The following is a 16,811-nucleotide window of genomic DNA, read 5'->3' as shown; positions in this document are numbered from 1 at the left end:
TTAAAAAAAATATTTAGGAATCACGCGATCAGCGCGTGCGGATTGGGTATGAAGTTGAGGAAGGCATCGAACTTGTCGTTATACTCCAGTTCGTGCAGGCTATAGTAAAAGGCGCCCTTTTTAGAACTGCGTTTGTCTTTATCGGGTTGTTTAACGAGCAGGCCGGTAGAGAGGATCTTCCTGCTGAAGTTGCGTTTGTCGAATTCCGTTTCGTAGATCGCCTCATAAAGCATCTGCAATTGGGGCAGTGTAAATTTGGGTGGCAGGAGCTCGAAAAGGATTGGATGCAGGGCTGCTTTGTACCGTAGTTTCTTTTTAGCGAGCTCGACTATTTTTTGGTGATCGAATATGAGGCTGGGCATATCTTTTAGCAGGAACCATTCGGCCCGGTATTGGTCGCTGATCTGTTTTTCGTATTTATGGATGTCGATCAATGCGAAGTAGGCCACGCAAACGGTGCGCTCGATGGGGTCGCGTTTGGGATCGCCCATGGCATGGAACTGCTCGAGATAAACGCCTTCGAGGCCGGTAAGCTCTTTAAGGATGCGGTTTGCGGCCTGGTCCAGGTCTTCTTCGGTACCGATAAAGCCCCCCATGAGGCTCCATTGTTCCTTTTCAGGCTCAAACCCGCGGTGTATAAGTAACAGCTTCAGGTGTTCGCCGTCGAACCCGAAGATTATGCAGTCCACTGCTACCAGAATGCGTGTTTGCCCTGAATACCTGATCATTTGGAGCGAAAATATTAATAATAATTTCAAGTTGCATCCTGCCCTGTTGCGTGCACGGATGACAAAACCCCGGCAAAGTGCCGGAGCGCTAAATTAATGATTATTCTCAGGAGGCCCTGTTGCAAAAATCGACCAGCTTCACGAGATCGGCAGGGTCCTTAAAGTTGGGGTCATTTTGTTTAACATAAGCCTTAATCGCGTCCGACTTCGCCGGAAAGGCGGTGATAAACTGTTTGACGCCCGTGATCTTCACATAGTCTTTGCCCTTTTTTAGCAGGAACTCGGTTTCGGGGATCAGTTTATAGTCGGCAGGAAGCTGGAGTTTGTAAAACAGGTTGGAGGAGATGCCGGAAAGCGTAGTAATACCGGAAGCCTGGGAAGTGGACCCATAGCCTGCCGGTTTGCCGGGCGGGATCACCGTACATTTATGACGGATGAGTAAGGGGGTGGCGCCTGTGGTAGCGACTTCGAAAAAGGCTTTCTCCGTGGGAATAAATTTCCGGCCCTGTATATATATGGTGTCGATGTTCTCTGTCTGGTCCAGCGCCAGCGGGGTGTCTTTATCCAGGAAGAGCATTTCCTGTGTGAGGGAATTGTAATTGAGCTGTGCCTCTTGCTGTGTAGCGTTTTTGAATTTAACGGTACCCTTAACAAAGCCGGGGAACAGGTAATGTGAAAGCGTTACGACTTGTGCTTGTACCGGCAGGTTGCCGGTAAACAGGAGCAATGCGATAAACACGCGGATAGTCCGGGTGGTATTTTTCATTGTACGATTGATTAGTTAATGCAAGGTAAGTACTGGTTTTTATTTTAAAAAATCACATATAAAAATTATTTGCTTGATAATCAATCAGTTGATTTTTAAAGTGTAATGTTGACAGTTTTTTTAAAGTGTTATATTGACAGTTAATTATTCTATCATTACCTTAGCGCAGGATAACCAATTATCACCACGGACCACATCCGTGGCCAACTAACTAACTAAAACCAATTTCATGAAAAGAATCAGACAAAAACTGCTGAGGGGTAGCGTCGTTGCCCTGTTTTTATTGGTCTCCGGGCTGCACCTGGCCGTTGCGCAAAGTGTGCAGGTAAAGGGGACCGTAAAAGATTCTAAAGGCGAGCCTTTGATCGGCACTACTATCAAGCTAAAGGGTACCACGGTTGGTGCCAGTACCAACGCAGATGGGGCATTTGTGCTGACGGTGCCTTCTTCCGGCGGTACGCTGGTGTTTTCGGCCCTTGGTTATCTTACGAAGGAGATTGCCATCCCTGCCGATCGTACCGTAAACGTCGTGCTTGAAAACGACACTAAGGCGCTGGAAGAAGTAGTAGTGGTAGGATACGGCACACAGCAGAAAGCCAGCGTTACCGGTGCAATCAGCCAGATCAATTCGGTTGATATTGTGCGTTCGCCGGCGGTCGCGGCTACCAACGCGCTGGTGGGGAAAATCCCCGGGATCACTTCCCGCTCGCAGGACTCGCGACCCGGTAACGGCACCAACCTGCAGATCAGGAACCTGGGTACTCCGTTGTACGTGATCGACGGCGTGCCTTACAGTACGAACGACAGCCAGTCGGCGTTTGGCTTTAACAGCAATAACTCCGGCGCTAACGTGTTTAATAACCTTGGGCTTGAAGATATCGAAAGCGTTACGATCCTGAAAGATGCTTCGGCCGCGGTTTACGGATTACGGGCATCGAACGGGGTGGTATTGGTAACCACCAAGAAAGGTAAACGGGAAACATCGATGATCAATGTTACCAGTTATTACGGGATGCAAAACTTTACCCGGTACCCTCACCCTGCCAATGCGGGCCAGTTCGTCAGGGCCCAATTGGAAGCCGAACAGAACAAATCGCTTGCTGCGGGGAATCCTTCGTTGCTTTTCACCCCCGATGTATTGGCGAAATGGGAGGCAGGAACTGAAAAAGGCTATAAAAGCTACGATTATTTCGACGCGGTGACACGTCCGAACGTACCCCAGTACTACCTGAGTGCAAACGCATCCGGAGGATCGCAACGGTCCAATTATTACTTCTCTGTAAGCCATATTAACCAGGACGCGCTGATCAAGGATTTTACTTATGGAAGGACTAACCTTCAGGCGAACCTGGATGCCAGTCTTGCCAAAGGATTGAAGATCGGCACCCAGATCAGCGGCCGGTTGCAAAAAGCGCATAACGTGGGCGTACCCGGACTCGACGATTACTTTAACCCGCTTTTGAGTATTTCGAGCATGTGGCCAACGGAGCCGATGTACGCCAATGATAACCCGGCCTACATTAACCAGGGCCACAGTGTGAATGTTAACCCGGCTACTTACAAAAACGACGTAACCGGATATATCGACGAGATCTACCGGAACGTAAACGTAAACCTGAATGTATCTTATGATTTCCCCTTTGGTTTAGTGGCGAAGGGAACCTATTCCCATAATTATACCAACGAGGATTTCGACGGGTTTGAATTTACCTACGACGCCTATAATTATAACGCAGCAACAGATACTTATACGCTTGCCAGCGGAAACCAGAATCCCTGGAGAGAAAAACACAAACGTAACATATTTTCCAATTTTGCCCAGTTTCAGTTGAACTACCAAAAATCGTTCGGTTTTCACTCGCTTTCCGCGGTAGCGGCTTACGAACGGTCTGAGCAGGAAAACGATTACCTGGCTATTCACTCGGTTCCCCCAAATAACTATATCCCGATCATGCAGTTCGCCAACCAGGATTTTCTGGCAGATGCATGGGAAGTAGAAGCGAGGGCTGGGTACACCGGCAGGATCAACTACAGCTACAAGCAAAAATACCTGCTGGAAGTGTTAGGCCGGTATGACGGTTCATACCTCTATGCGGCCGATAAGCGCTGGGGTTTCTTCCCGGGGATGTCTGTGGGCTGGAGGCTTTCCGAAGAACCGTTTATCAAGAATAAGATCGGTGGCGTTGTTAACGATTTAAAGATCAGGGCATCGTATGGCGAGACCGGCAGCGAATCGGGAATTAACCGTTTTGACTACCTCGCCGGGTATAATTTTAACAGCGGAAGCGCGGTGCTCGACGGAAACTACGTGATCGGTTTGAGACCCAGGGGCTTACCTATTACCAATCTGTCGTGGGTTAACAACAAGCTGCTGAATCTCGGGCTCGATTTTGGTATGCTGAACGGCCTTACCGGCCAGTTCGACATTTTTAAACGTAAAAGATCGGGCTTGCCGGCTTCTAAGTACGACGTGTTGCTGCCGAGCGAAGCAGGTTACACCCTGCCGAACGAGAACCTGAATTCTGATGAGACCCGGGGCGTGGAAGGTTTACTAAGCTTTGATAAACGGTTGGGAAAGATAGACTTCTCGATCTCCGCCAACGGAACGATCGGCAGGAGCCGGAATATTGCGCAATACAAACCCCGCCGGGGCAACTCCTGGGATTATTACCGGAACTCTGCTATAGATCGCTGGACCGGCATCAACTTCGGTTATGAGATTGTGGGCCGTTTCCAGTCGCAACAGGAAATCGATAACTATAAAGTTAATAACGACGGGCAGGGTAACCGCACCCAGCTCCCAGGCGATTTTATGTACAAGGATTCTAATGGCGATGGAATTATCACCACGGAAGACCAGCGCCCCATCGGCTATGCCACAGGTGCCACACCGTATATGAGCTATGGATCGAGCCTGAGTGTAGGCTTCAAAGGAATAAACCTGGCTGCTGATTTCTCGGGAGCGACCATGCAAAGCTTCTCCAGGGATGTGGAATTGAAATTCCCTTTCCAGAATAATGGTAACTCGCCAAAATATATGTTCACGGACCGCTGGCACCGCGAAAACCCCTACGACCTGAACAGCGCCTGGATCCCCGGAACTTACCCGGCGCTGCGGAGAAATGAAACAGGCCATGCAAACTTCCGCCAAAACCAGTTCTGGCTAACCAATGTAAGCTATTTCAGGCTGAGGAATCTCGAGGTGGGTTATACTTTTCCGCAAAAGCTGATGAAAAGGGTGGGTGTGTCCAAACTTCGCGTTTATGCGAACGGATCTAACCTGTTCTCTTTCGACTCCGTGAAGGATTTCGAGATCGACCCGGAGATCAGCTCTTCCGGCGGACTGATCTACCCGCAGCAACGCCTGTATAATTTTGGTTTCAACTTAACCTTGTAATTGATTTTGAATATGAAAACACTATATAAAGGGTTGATCCTGGGAATATTTATCATGACGGGCTCGTCCTGTAAAGAAGATTTCCTGGAACGAACTCCCAAAACGATCATACTTGAAGAACAGGTATGGAATGACAGCAAACAGATCCTTGGGTTATTGGCCAATTATTACGACCGGCTGCCGAGCGAGCAAAGCATGGATAACTGGACCAACATGGCAAATTATGACGATGCGATGTGGTCTGGATATACCGGTGAGGACGGCAGGAACAACATCACCAGTTATGGCAGCGGCAGCTGGTATTTATGGGATTATGGCCTGATCAGGGACATCAACCTGGCCCTCGAAAGTATCGACCTGTACAGTACTAAACTTTCTGCCGCGCAAAAGGCGCAATTTAAAGGCGAGCTGCGCTTTATCCGCGCCTTCGATTATTTCGAAATGGTAAAACGTATGGGAGGCGTACCGCTGGTAACCAAGCAGTTGATCTATGATTACAGCGGCGATCCTTCGCCCCTGCAAACGGCCCGTGCCAAAGAAGCGGAAGTGTATGATTTCATCGCTTCCGAGCTCGATGCCATCAAAAATGACCTGGGTAACGTAACCGGCTCAACCGCAAGCAATACCAAGGCCACCAAATACACCGCAATGGCCTTAAAAAGCAGGGCAATGCTGTATGCCGGTTCTATTGCCAAATACAATGCCCAGCTGGCTTCGCCGATCACCCTCCCCGGGGGAGAGGTGGGGATTCCATTAGCAAGAGCGAATGAATACTTCCAAAAGTCTCTCGATGCTTCGAAAGAAATTATCAACAGCGGCCTGTTTACGCTTTATAAAGGCAACCCGGGTAACCTGGGTGAAAACTTTTACGAAGCAGTGGTAAAGAAGATCGGTAATAAAGAGGCCATTTTTGTGAAAGATTACCTGAGTGCAAAAAGCAAGAAACACGGGTTCTCCTATAACAACATCCCGTTAGGGATCCGGGAGGATAACCTGGGATCTTCGGCAATCACGCCCTCTCTTAACCTGGTAGAAAGTTACGAATATCTCGACGGCTCCAATGGCGCCCTTAAGATCCGTAATGCCGCCAATACAGACTACATCTATTACGATAATCCACAGGACATTTTCGCCAACAAGGATGCCCGCTTATATGGAACGGTTATTTACCCGGGAAGCAGTTTTAAAGGGCTGCCGGTGCAAATGCAGGCTGGTGTGCTGGTATGGAACGCAGCTACGAGTACTTATAGTACGGTGGAAGGAAGCTCCCTCGGTGCCAGTTACACGGATGGTAAATTATTAACAGGAACATCCGGCCCGCATCGCACTATCCAGGAGGTTTCTAACAGCGGGTTTTATATCCGGAAATTCCTCGACGCCGGCGCAGGCACAAGCACCAGGGGTATTGGTACCGATGTTTGGTGGGTATGGTTCCGCCTCGGCGAAATGTACTTAAATGCAAGCGAAGCCGCTTTCGAGCTGGGCCAGACTACGGACGCGTTGACTTATGTAAACGCGATCAGGGAGCGTGCAGGCTTCCCGGCCAACAGCCTGAATGCCACTACGCTTACCATGGACAAGATCAGGAACGAACGCAAAGTGGAGCTGGCTTTTGAGGATCACCGCCTTTGGGACATGAAACGCTGGCGGATCGCCCACATCGTGTGGAACGGCAATCCGAATAATGCGGATGCAATGCTGTACGCGCTTTATCCGTACCGGGTGATCCGTCCCGGCGATGCTTCGAAAGACGGCAAATACGTGTTCGTGAAAATGATCGCTCCCCGTTTTAAAGCGCCGCGCAATTTCCAGCTGTTTAATTATTACACGTTCATAAACCAATCTGTAATTGACAATAGCGGCGGTAAAGTAATACGTAACCCATTCCAATAATAACTATTATGAAACTCAAGATCTCATTATACACCCTGTTTGCCCTGTCTGTCTTTTTATTGACGAACTGTGCGAAAGATAACTATGAACCCCCAAAATCGATGCTTTCGGGTAAGGTAACTTATAACGGTACGCCGGTTCCCGTTCGAACCAATGGCGTGCAGCTCGAATTATGGCAGCATGGTTACCAGTTGTTTACCAAGATCCCCGTTTACGTAGCACAGGACGGCAGCTATTCCGCTGCCCTGTTCGATGGCGATTACAAACTGGTCCGCCTAAGAGGTAATGGCCCATGGGCAGACGTTACCGACTCCATCGATGTGAAAGTAAAAGGAAATACCGTAGTGGACGTCCCCGTAACACCTTACTTCAATATCACGGCAGCTACTTTTACGTATGCTGCCGCGGATAAATCTGTTACCGCTACGTTTACTGTGAACCAGGTCGTTACCGGCAAGACGGTGGAGTTGTCGACATTGATGATCGGCGCCACCGAATTTGTAGATAACACTAACCTGATCATTTCTACGGAAGCTGCTAAAACGGTCGGATCGGCGGTTACCGTGAAAATCAGCCTCGACCCGGCAAATTATACGGCCGCAGGACAAGCCTTCGTAAAACAAACACTCGAAGGCATTCAATTTAAGAAATACGCTTTTGCGAGGATCGGGGTGAAAACCACCGGTACCGCAGAACGTATCTTCACCCAGGTACAGAAAATAACCATCCCCTAACCTTTAACCAGTAAAAGCCGGCCTTAAATGGCCGGCTTTTTTTAATTGTATCTTTGACGTTTATAAATCTTTCCTAATTTAGCTCATCTTTCTTTTCGATCATTCACCGGGTATTGGCTTGCCTGGAATTAAAAAGTAATATGTATAAGAGAAAATTTCTGAGCGCCGTCTTTGCAGCTTCATTAAGTTTAGCCGGCGCGAACGGGCAACCCGTTCGGAATATATTTACTATTCACGCCAACCAGGTGAAAGCAGAAGTAAAGCCAACCATGTGGGGCGTTTTTTTTGAAGATATAAACATGGGCGCCGACGGAGGCATCTATGCCGAGCTGGTGAAAAACCGTTCTTTCGAGTTCTATAAGCCGCTGATGGGTTGGACGGTGGTGCCGCGTCAGGTGCCGGAAGGCACGGTGGTGGTGCAAAACCGGCGGGAATCTAACGCCGCAAACCCGCGGTACCTGCATATTTCGCTGGTGAATGCTGCCCGGGGAAGCGTGGGGATCACCAATGAAGGGTTCCGCGGCATGGGTATTAAAAAGGGGATGAAATATGATTTTTCGGTAATGTACCGTGTTCCCGGAACGGACGTAAAATTGCATGCCGAGCTGGTAAATCCCAAAGGTGAGAAGATCGGCTCCGCTACCCTCAACCTCCCCGGCAACACCGGGACATGGAAGAAACAACGCATCAGCTTTGAAGCTACCACAACGGAACAGAAGGCTAAACTGAGCATTTGGTTTGAAGGTAACGGAGGCGTCGACCTGGACATGGTGTCCCTTTTCCCGCAGGATACCTGGAAGAACCGTCCCGGTGGTATGCGTGCGGATATGGTTCAGCTGCTTGCAGATATGAAGCCTGGTTTTATCCGTTTCCCGGGAGGATGTATCGTAGAGGGGCACGACCTTGCGACACGTTATCAATGGAAAAAAACGGTCGGGCCTGTTGAAGACCGCCAGCTGATAGTTAACCGCTGGAATACGGAGTTTGCGCATAAGCCGGCGCCGGATTATTTCCAGTCGTTCGGGTTGGGTTTTTTTGAATATTTCCAGATCGCGGAAGACATCGGCGCCGAACCGCTGCCGATCCTCAACTGCGGCATGGCCTGCCAGTTTAATACCGCCGAAGTAGTGCCGATGGACGAGCTTCAGCCGTATGTACAGGATGCGCTCGATCTCGTTGAATTCGCCAACGGCGATGTAAAAACCAAATGGGGAAAGATCCGCGCCGATATGGGGCACCCCGCGCCGTTTAACCTGAAGATGATGGGCATCGGCAACGAGAACTGGGGACCGCAATACGTGGAACGCCTTAAGATATTTACAAAAGCGATCAAGGATAAATACCCTTTCATGCAGCTGGTAAACAGCTCGGGCACGGATCCTAACGGCGACCGGTTCGACTACCTGAACGGTGAGCTTAGGAAAATGAATGCCGATATTATTGACGAGCATTATTACCGCCGCCCGGAATGGTTCCTGCAAAATGCGTCGCGCTACGATAATTACCCGAGAACCGGCTCGAAGATTTTCGCCGGAGAGTATGCTGCGCAAAGCGATAGAACCGTAAGCGTGAACAATAAGAACAACTGGCAGACCGCACTTTCTGAGGCCGCCTTTATGACCGGCCTCGAGCGGAATGCCGATGTGGTGGCCATGGCTTCGTATGCACCCTTGTTCGCACATGCGGAAGGTTGGCAATGGACGCCCGACCTGATTTGGGTAGATAACCTCCGCTCGTACGGTACACCGGATTACCAGGTGCAAAAACTCTTCTCTTTGTACAAGGGGACGGACGTGATCGCCATGCTGCAAAATAACGAAGTGGTCGCCGGAAAGGACGGGCTGTACGGCTCGGCGGTGATCGACAAAAAAACCAAAGAGATCATAGTTAAGATCGTGAACAGCTCTGACAAGCCGCAGGAAGCCAGTTTCGCGTTCGAGGGGGTTAGCAAATTGGCGCCCAAGGCCACCGTAACCACCATCGCCAGCAGGGACCTGGAGCAGCTGAACTCGTTCGATAACCCTTTGGCGGTAAGCCCTTCGGATAAGCAGGCGGAGGTGAAAAATAAGAAGATCGGTCTTGTTATCAGTCCTTATTCATTCAGCGTGGTGCGTGTGAAAATGCTTTAATTAACGTTTATGAGAATCAAGCTTATTTTCCTGGCGGGCTTAGCGGTGCTGCTTACCGCCGGAACCGCCTCGGGACAGCAACCCGCGCCGGCGTATGGGGTGCTGCGTACCAATATTTCGGTGCATGACCCGGTGATGATCCGCCAGGATAGCCTGTTTTACATTTTCTGTACAGGTAACGGGGTTTCGATGTTTTCGTCGAAGGACATGATAAACTGGAAACAGGAGAAGCCGGTGTTTGCCGAAGCGCCGCAATGGGCAAGGGATTTTATCAAAACATTTAGGGGCAACAGTTTGTGGGCGCCGGATATTTCGTACCACAACGGGTTGTATTATCTCTATTATTCGGCATCGGCTTTTGGCAAAAACACCTCGTGTATCGGGGTAGCCACCAATAAAACGCTTCATACGGACGACCCGGCTTACGCGTGGACGGATCACGGCAAGGTCGTTCAGTCGATCCCCGGTAAAACCAATTGGAATGCCATCGACCCTAACCTGGTTACTGATATAAAAGGACGCCCGTACCTCGCTTTCGGCTCGTTCTGGAACGGGCTGCAGCTGGCAAAACTTACCGGCGACCGCCTTCACCTCGCCCAGCCGGTAGAAAGCATCGTGACAATCGCCAGCCGCAAAAAGGACCCGGGAGTGAAAGAGAACCTTCCTTCGGTCGACAATAACCCGGTTGATGCCGGCGGAAATGCGATCGAAGCGCCGTTCATTTTTAAAAGGGGCAAGTATTATTACCTTTTCGCATCCATCGATTATTGCTGCAAAGGGATTAATAGCACCTACAAGATGATCGTTGGCCGTTCCAAAGAGATCAGCGGGCCTTACCTGGACAAAACCGGCGTTTCCATGGCCAAAGGCGGTGGCACCCTGGTGCTCGAAGGCGACAAAAACTGGTATGGGGTAGGACATAACGGCGTAAGCAGTTTCGATAAAACGGATTACCTGGTATTCCATGGCTACAGTGCCGCTGACAATGGGCGCTCAAAGCTTCGCATCGAAAAAATTACCTGGGAAAAAGGCTGGCCGGCGGTACAGCCACGCACGGCAAACTAGTATATTCATTCTATGAAACGCATATTGTTATTTCTGATGTTTTCGGGCGCCGCCGCAACGGCGCAGGTAAAGGATTACCCTTACCGGCCGGTGGCTTTTACGAGTGTCAAGCTTTCGGATAATTTCTGGACACCCCGGATCGAAACCAACCGTACCGTTACCATCCCGGCATCGTTTGAGCGTTGCGAAAATACCGGCCGTGTGAAGAACTTCCAGATGGCCGCGCAACATAGCGGCAAGTTTGGTACCACCTTCCCGTTTGACGATACCGACATTTATAAAACGATCGAAGGCGCCTCTTTTTCGCTGGCGGTACACCCGGATAAGAAACTCGATGCGTATGTGGATTCCATGATCGTGATCATCGCCGGCGCACAGGAACCAGATGGGTACCTGTATACTGCCAGGACCATCGATCCGGCACATCCGCATGCCTGGTCGGGTACCAGGCGCTGGGAAAATGAGCACGATAACAGCCACGAACTTTATAATTCCGGGCATTTGTTCGAAGCGGCAAGCGCACATTTTCTCGCCACCGGCAAGCGGAACCTGTTGAATATTGCCCTTAAAAATGCCGACCTCCTGGTAAATACCTTTGGCCCGGATAAAATGCATGTGGCGCCGGGGCACGAAGTGGTGGAAATGGGACTGGTAAGATTGTACCGCATCACTTCGAAAAAAGAATACCTCGACCTGGCAAAGTTCTTCCTCGATGAGCGCGGCAAGCGGCAATATAATAAACGAAGCAAAAATCCTTTCCAGAACGGGGAATACTGGCAAAATGCCAAACCTGTTATAGACCAGGATGAGGCGGTAGGGCATGCCGTGCGCGCCATGTACCTGTATTCGGCAATGGCCGATGTAGCGGCACTTACCGGCGACCGGCAATACCTGAATGCCATAGACCACATATGGGACAACATGGTAGGCAAAAAGTTATATGTACAGGGCGGCATCGGGGCGGTGCCGGATGGCGAGCGCTTCGGCGATAATTACGACCTTCCCAATGGCACCGCTTACAACGAAACTTGCGCCGCAATTGGCAACGTGATGTGGAACCAGCGCATGTTCCAATTACATGGCGAGGCGAAATACGTCGACGTGCTGGAGAAAACACTTTACAACGGGCTGATCTCCGGCGTGGGAATGGATGGCAAATCGTTCTTTTATACCAACGCAATGCAGATCAAACACATCTTCGCACACAAGGATATGGAGGGAGGCCGGTCGGGGTGGTTTGAATGCTCCTGCTGCCCAACCAATATCGTGCGGCTCATTCCATCCATCCCGGGTTATGTATATGCCCAGAATGGCGATGCTGTTTTCGTCAACCTGTTCATTCCCGGCACGGCCGATATCGTGGTTAACAACAAACCTGTACAGCTTATCCAGCAGAATAATTATCCATGGGACGGCAGGCTGCAGTTCACGCTGTCGCCAAAGTCGCCATTGACGTTTACCATGAAACTGCGGATCCCGGGATGGGCGCAAAACAAAGCCGTTCCATCAGACCTGTACACCTTTTCGCAGGCGGCCGATACACCGGTAACCATCAGGGTGAATGGCGAGCCGGTAAATTACGCGGTAGAGAACGGGTACGCCGTACTAAAAAGAACGTGGAAAAAGAACGACCGTATTGAAATGAACCTGCCGATGGAAGTGAGATCGGTGGTTGCCAATCCCCTCGTCCGCGAAGACCTGGGTAAGGTAGCCCTGCAGCGCGGTCCGATCATCTACTGTGCGGAGTGGGCCGATAACGACGGTTCGACCAGTAACTTCCTGATGCCCAAAACGGCATCGCTTTCAGCGGAGTTCGATAAAGGCCTGTTTAACGGTGTGACCGTACTGCGGGGAAGTGTTCCTAAGGTAATGGTAGACGCGTCGGGCGAGAAGATCGATACCGGCAGCAAGCCGTTTACTGCCATCCCTTACTACGCCTGGGCTCATCGCGGGAAGGGTGAAATGACGGTATGGTTCCCTCAAAAAGTAACGAACGTAGACCTGATATCGAAGTAGAATCTTACCTTAGCCATTTCAATAATCCTGCTAACCAACCATACTAATGATCATGAAAAAACAGTTTATCTTGCTGGCCTGCTGTGGAATACTTTCCGTCGCGGCCTGTAATAATCCCCAAAAAATGAACTCGAGCAATGCAGATTCGGTTTCTACCGCAGCGTACGATACCGCAGATTTTCACAAAGATGTTGATGGCAAGCCTGTTAACCTGTATACGTTAAAGAACAAAAACGGCTTAGAGGCCGTGATCACCAATTATGGCGGCAGGATCGTGAGCCTGATGGTGCCCGACAAAGCCGGGAAATTGACCGATGTAGTGTTAGGTTACCAGAAACTTTCCGGTTACCAGAAAGATAACGATCCTTATTTCGGCGCATTGATCGGCCGCTACGGGAACCGCATCGCGAAAGGCAAGTTCAAGCTCGACGGGAAAGAGTATTCCCTGGCGATAAATAATGGCCTGAATTCGCTTCACGGCGGCCCGACCGGTTTTCACAAACGGGTTTGGGAGGTGGTGTCTTCCTCCGCTGATAAGCTGGAACTGAAATATGTATCCGCCGACGGCGAAGAAGGCTACCCCGGTAACCTTACCGTGAAAGTGACCTACACCTTAACCGATGAGAACGGCCTGCGGATAGATTACGCGGTAACAACTGATGCGCCTACCGTTCAAAATATTACCAACCACGCTTACTTCAACCTGAATGGCGAGGGCAGTGGTACCATTAACGATCACCTGATGATGATCAATGCCGATAAATTCACCCCGGTAGATACTACCCTTATCCCGACAGGAGAATTGAAAGACGTAACCGGCACGCCGTTCGATTTCAGGAAACCGACCGCTATCGGCTCGCGTGTGGATGCAGATGACGCGCAGATCAAAGCCGGCCTGGGTTACGACCACAACTTTGTGCTTAACAAAAAGGATAATTCGCTAACGCTGGCAGCTTCCGTAACCGGCCCCGCGACGGGCATTACCATGGATGTGTTGACCACCGAGCCAGGCATACAGTTTTACGGAGGTAATTTCCTTGACGGGAAAGACAGTGATGGCAAGAGCGCGAAGCCTTACCCGCACCGTACCGCGTTCTGCCTGGAAACACAGCATTTTCCTGATTCTCCCAACCAGCCGGCGTTCCCGTCGACAGTGCTCAAGCCAAGTGTAACATACACTTCTACAACAGTTTATAAATTCTCTGCCAAATAGCAGAACAAACAGGTAAACCATGAAACGGACCTTGTCTTTAATGATCGCTTTGGCGATCACAGGCGTAGCCCTTGCCCAGTCTGACGCGAAAATCACCATCAAGCCTAATGTTAATAACCAGGTGATCAGCAGGCATATTTACGGTCATTTTGCCGAGCATCTCGGGCGCTGTATTTACGACGGCTTTTGGGTGAGCGAAGGGTCGAAAGTGCCCAATAAAGGCAGGATCCGTCTCGATATTGTGGAGGCGCTTAAAAAGATCAGGATCCCGAACCTGCGCTGGCCGGGTGGTTGTTTCGCAGATGAGTATCACTGGCGTGACGGCGTTGGGCCTAGGAACCTCCGGCCCAAAATGGTGAACACCAACTGGGGTGGAGTTACCGAGGACAACAGTTTCGGCACACACGAATTCATGGAGCTCTGCTCGATGCTGAACACGGAGCCGTACATCGCGGGGAATGTCGGCAGCGGAACGGTAGAAGAGATGGCCAAATGGGTGGAATATTTTAATTTCGATGGCGAAAGCCCGATGGCCAACCTACGTAAACAGAATGGCCATGCCGCTCCCTGGAAGGTCTCATTCTGGGGAGTAGGCAACGAGAGCTGGGGCTGCGGCGGCAATATGACCGCGCAGTTTTACTCTGATCAATACAAACGGTACGCCACCTACGCACGTAATTACCCGGGCGCGCCACTCAAAAAGATCGCCAGCGGCTCTAACGGCGAGGATTATAACTGGACGGAGACCTGCATGAAGAACATAGGTACCCAGATGTGGGGCCTTACGCTGCATTATTATACGCTGCCTTCCGGGAGTTGGCGGGGCAGCAAAGGCTCGGCCACCAATTTTGACGAAAAGGAATACTTTAACACCATCAGGAACACCCTGAAAATGGATGAGATCGTGTCGAAACATTCCGCCATTATGGATAAATATGATCCGCGGAAACGCGTGGCGCTGGTGGTGGATGAATGGGGGATCTGGACCGATGTGGAACCCGGTACAAACCCGGGCTTCCTGTACCAGCAGAATAGCATGCGCGACGCGCTGATCGCCGGTATTAACCTGAATATCTTTAATAACCACAGCGACCGGGTAAAAATGGCTAACCTGGCGCAAACCGTTAACGTGCTCCAGGCACTGGTATTAACCGAAAAAGATAAAATGATCCTGACACCTACCTACCATGTCTTCGACCTGTACAAGGTGCATCACGATGCAAAATACCTGCCGATGGAACTGAATACTCCCGACTATGTAAGCGGCGATAGCAAGATTCCCGCGGTAAATGCCTCCGCTTCACAGGATTCTACGGGCACTATCCATATTTCGCTGGTGAATGTAGACCTGTCGAAAACGATCAACCTGACCACGTCGCTGCCCGGCGTTAACTGGAAGACAGTGACCGGCCAAATTATTTCTTCCGGGAAGATCACAGATATCAACACCTTTACCGAGCCTGATAAAATCCACATCAGGCCGTTTACCGGCGCCAAAAAAATGAATAATGACCTGGTTGTCGCGCTTCCCCCGCAATCTGTAGTGATTTTGAAGGTGCAGTAATAAGAGATTTTTTGGTAATATCGTGCCATGAATAAGTACTTTATCCTGGCTTGCATGGCGATGCTGTGCATGTCGTGCGCCGTCCGGCGGACCGCAAAATTTGCCCCCCGCAAGAACCTACTAACTACCATTGACAAGAACTTTGCCGACGCTGCCGCGCAGTACAAGGTGATGATGAAGAACCTGCCGGAGAACCGTTTTCCAAAATCGTTTGATGCGGCAGCCAATAAATTGGTAACCAGCGATTCCCAATGGTGGTGCAGCGGTTTTTACCCCGGAACGATGTTGTACCTTTACGAGCAAACGAAAGATCCTGCGCTGTATGCTGAAACAAACAGGATCCTGAAAGTGCTGGAAAAGGAAAAGCTGAATACCAGCACACACGATCTTGGCTTCATGATGTTTTGCAGCTTTGGCAACGCGAACAGGATCGCGCCAAGCGAGGCGTATAAAGATATCCTGGTAACGAGCGCCAGGTCCCTGTCGACACGGTTTAGCCCGAAAGTAAACGCAATTAAATCGTGGGACTCTAAAATTGAGTCTGATTTCCTGGTGATCATCGATAACATGATGAACCTGGAGCTGTTGTTCTGGGCCACTAAAGTGACCGGCGATTCGTCTTATTACAAGATCGCGGTTACCCATGCCAATACCACGATCAAAAACCATTTCCGTCCCGATTACAGCTCCTACCATGTTATTAACTACAATAAGAACGACGGCTCGGTAAAAGAGAAGAAAACGGCACAAGGCTATGCAAACGAATCTGCCTGGGCGCGCGGGCAGGCCTGGGGGCTTTACGGGTTCACCGTGATGTACCGGGAGACCAAAGATAAGAAGTATCTTGACCAGGCACAGCATATCGCCGAATATATACTCAATCACCCGAATCTTCCGTCGGATAAGGTACCGTATTGGGATTTTAACGCGCCGGGTATGCCGAATGTGCTTCGCGATGCTTCCGCAGCTTCCGTTGCAGCTTCCGCGTTGCTCGAGTTGTGTAAATACACGGGCGGCGAAGCCGGTCAGAAGTACTTTACCGCTGCCGAAACCATGATCACGTCGCTCTCCTCCGATACCTATAAGGCCGCCGCAGGAACCAACGGCGGATTTATTTTAAAGCACGGCGTTGGCCACCTCCCCGCAAAATCAGAAGTAGATGTACCGCTAACATACGGCGATTACTACTTTGTGGAAGCGATGGAAAGGTATAAGGCATTTAAATAAGCCATTAATTTATTCATTTCATAGCGTTTCCAGATCAAGCTGAATTTTTGGGGAGTATATTGGCTGTTTACTATCAGCA

Annotated in this window: 11 protein-coding genes; 9 read left to right on the top strand and 2 right to left on the bottom strand. The window is 50.2% G+C overall.

Going from position 1 to position 16,811, the window contains the following annotated elements:
- Positions 1–20 precede the first annotated feature (20 nt).
- Together GS398_RS17090 and GS398_RS17085 are read right to left on the bottom strand one after the other, a co-directional pair.
- Positions 21–728 (bottom strand): NUDIX hydrolase, encoded by a 708-nt coding sequence (locus GS398_RS17090; protein ID WP_160908031.1) that lies wholly within the window; start codon positions 726–728, stop codon positions 21–23.
- Between the two features lie 106 nt (positions 729–834).
- Positions 835–1,494 carry a hypothetical protein gene (locus GS398_RS17085; RefSeq protein WP_160908030.1) on the bottom strand — a complete coding sequence of 220 codons (660 nt, stop codon included), beginning with the start codon at positions 1,492–1,494 and terminating at the stop codon, positions 835–837.
- 229 nt (positions 1,495–1,723) lie between these two features.
- Here GS398_RS17085 and GS398_RS17080 point away from each other — a divergent pair, with 229 nt between their 5' ends.
- The 9 genes from GS398_RS17080 (at position 1,724) to GS398_RS17040 (ending at position 16,732) form a co-directional block, all read left to right on the top strand.
- Entirely contained in the window at positions 1,724–4,891 is a 3,168-nt protein-coding gene (locus tag GS398_RS17080; protein WP_160908029.1) for a SusC/RagA family TonB-linked outer membrane protein, read from the top strand.
- 12 nt (positions 4,892–4,903) lie between these two features.
- Positions 4,904–6,784: a RagB/SusD family nutrient uptake outer membrane protein gene (locus GS398_RS17075; RefSeq protein WP_160908028.1), complete on the top strand. Its 1,881-nt coding sequence runs from the start codon at positions 4,904–4,906 to the stop codon at positions 6,782–6,784.
- Positions 6,785–6,792: 8 nt separating this feature from the next.
- Complete coding sequence (locus tag GS398_RS17070) at positions 6,793–7,518, top strand: DUF3823 domain-containing protein (protein WP_160908027.1); 726 nt, start codon at positions 6,793–6,795, stop codon at positions 7,516–7,518.
- 140 nt (positions 7,519–7,658) lie between these two features.
- Entirely contained in the window at positions 7,659–9,647 is a 1,989-nt protein-coding gene (locus GS398_RS17065; RefSeq protein ID WP_160908026.1) for an alpha-L-arabinofuranosidase family protein, read from the top strand.
- A 9-nt stretch (positions 9,648–9,656) separates the two neighbouring features.
- Positions 9,657–10,712 (top strand): arabinan endo-1,5-alpha-L-arabinosidase, encoded by a 1,056-nt coding sequence (locus GS398_RS17060; RefSeq protein ID WP_160908025.1) that lies wholly within the window; start codon positions 9,657–9,659, stop codon positions 10,710–10,712.
- A gap of 12 nt (positions 10,713–10,724) precedes the next feature.
- Positions 10,725–12,728: a glycoside hydrolase family 127 protein gene (locus GS398_RS17055; RefSeq protein ID WP_160908024.1), complete on the top strand. Its 2,004-nt coding sequence runs from the start codon at positions 10,725–10,727 to the stop codon at positions 12,726–12,728.
- A 52-nt stretch (positions 12,729–12,780) separates the two neighbouring features.
- Positions 12,781–13,941 carry an aldose epimerase family protein gene (locus GS398_RS17050; RefSeq protein WP_160908023.1) on the top strand — a complete coding sequence of 387 codons (1,161 nt, stop codon included), beginning with the start codon at positions 12,781–12,783 and terminating at the stop codon, positions 13,939–13,941.
- Between the two features lie 19 nt (positions 13,942–13,960).
- Positions 13,961–15,505 (top strand): alpha-N-arabinofuranosidase, encoded by a 1,545-nt coding sequence (locus GS398_RS17045; RefSeq protein WP_160908022.1) that lies wholly within the window; start codon positions 13,961–13,963, stop codon positions 15,503–15,505.
- Between the two features lie 27 nt (positions 15,506–15,532).
- Positions 15,533–16,732 carry a glycoside hydrolase family 88 protein gene (locus GS398_RS17040; RefSeq protein WP_160908021.1) on the top strand — a complete coding sequence of 400 codons (1,200 nt, stop codon included), beginning with the start codon at positions 15,533–15,535 and terminating at the stop codon, positions 16,730–16,732.
- Positions 16,733–16,811 lie beyond the last annotated feature (79 nt).

It is taken from the genome of Hufsiella ginkgonis (assembly GCF_009834915.1).
In the GTDB taxonomy this organism is placed as follows: Bacteria; Bacteroidota; Bacteroidia; order Sphingobacteriales; family Sphingobacteriaceae; genus Hufsiella; species Hufsiella ginkgonis.
The sequence above is the reverse complement of the archived record's forward strand: the minus strand, read 5'-3'. Positions and strand labels throughout refer to the sequence as shown.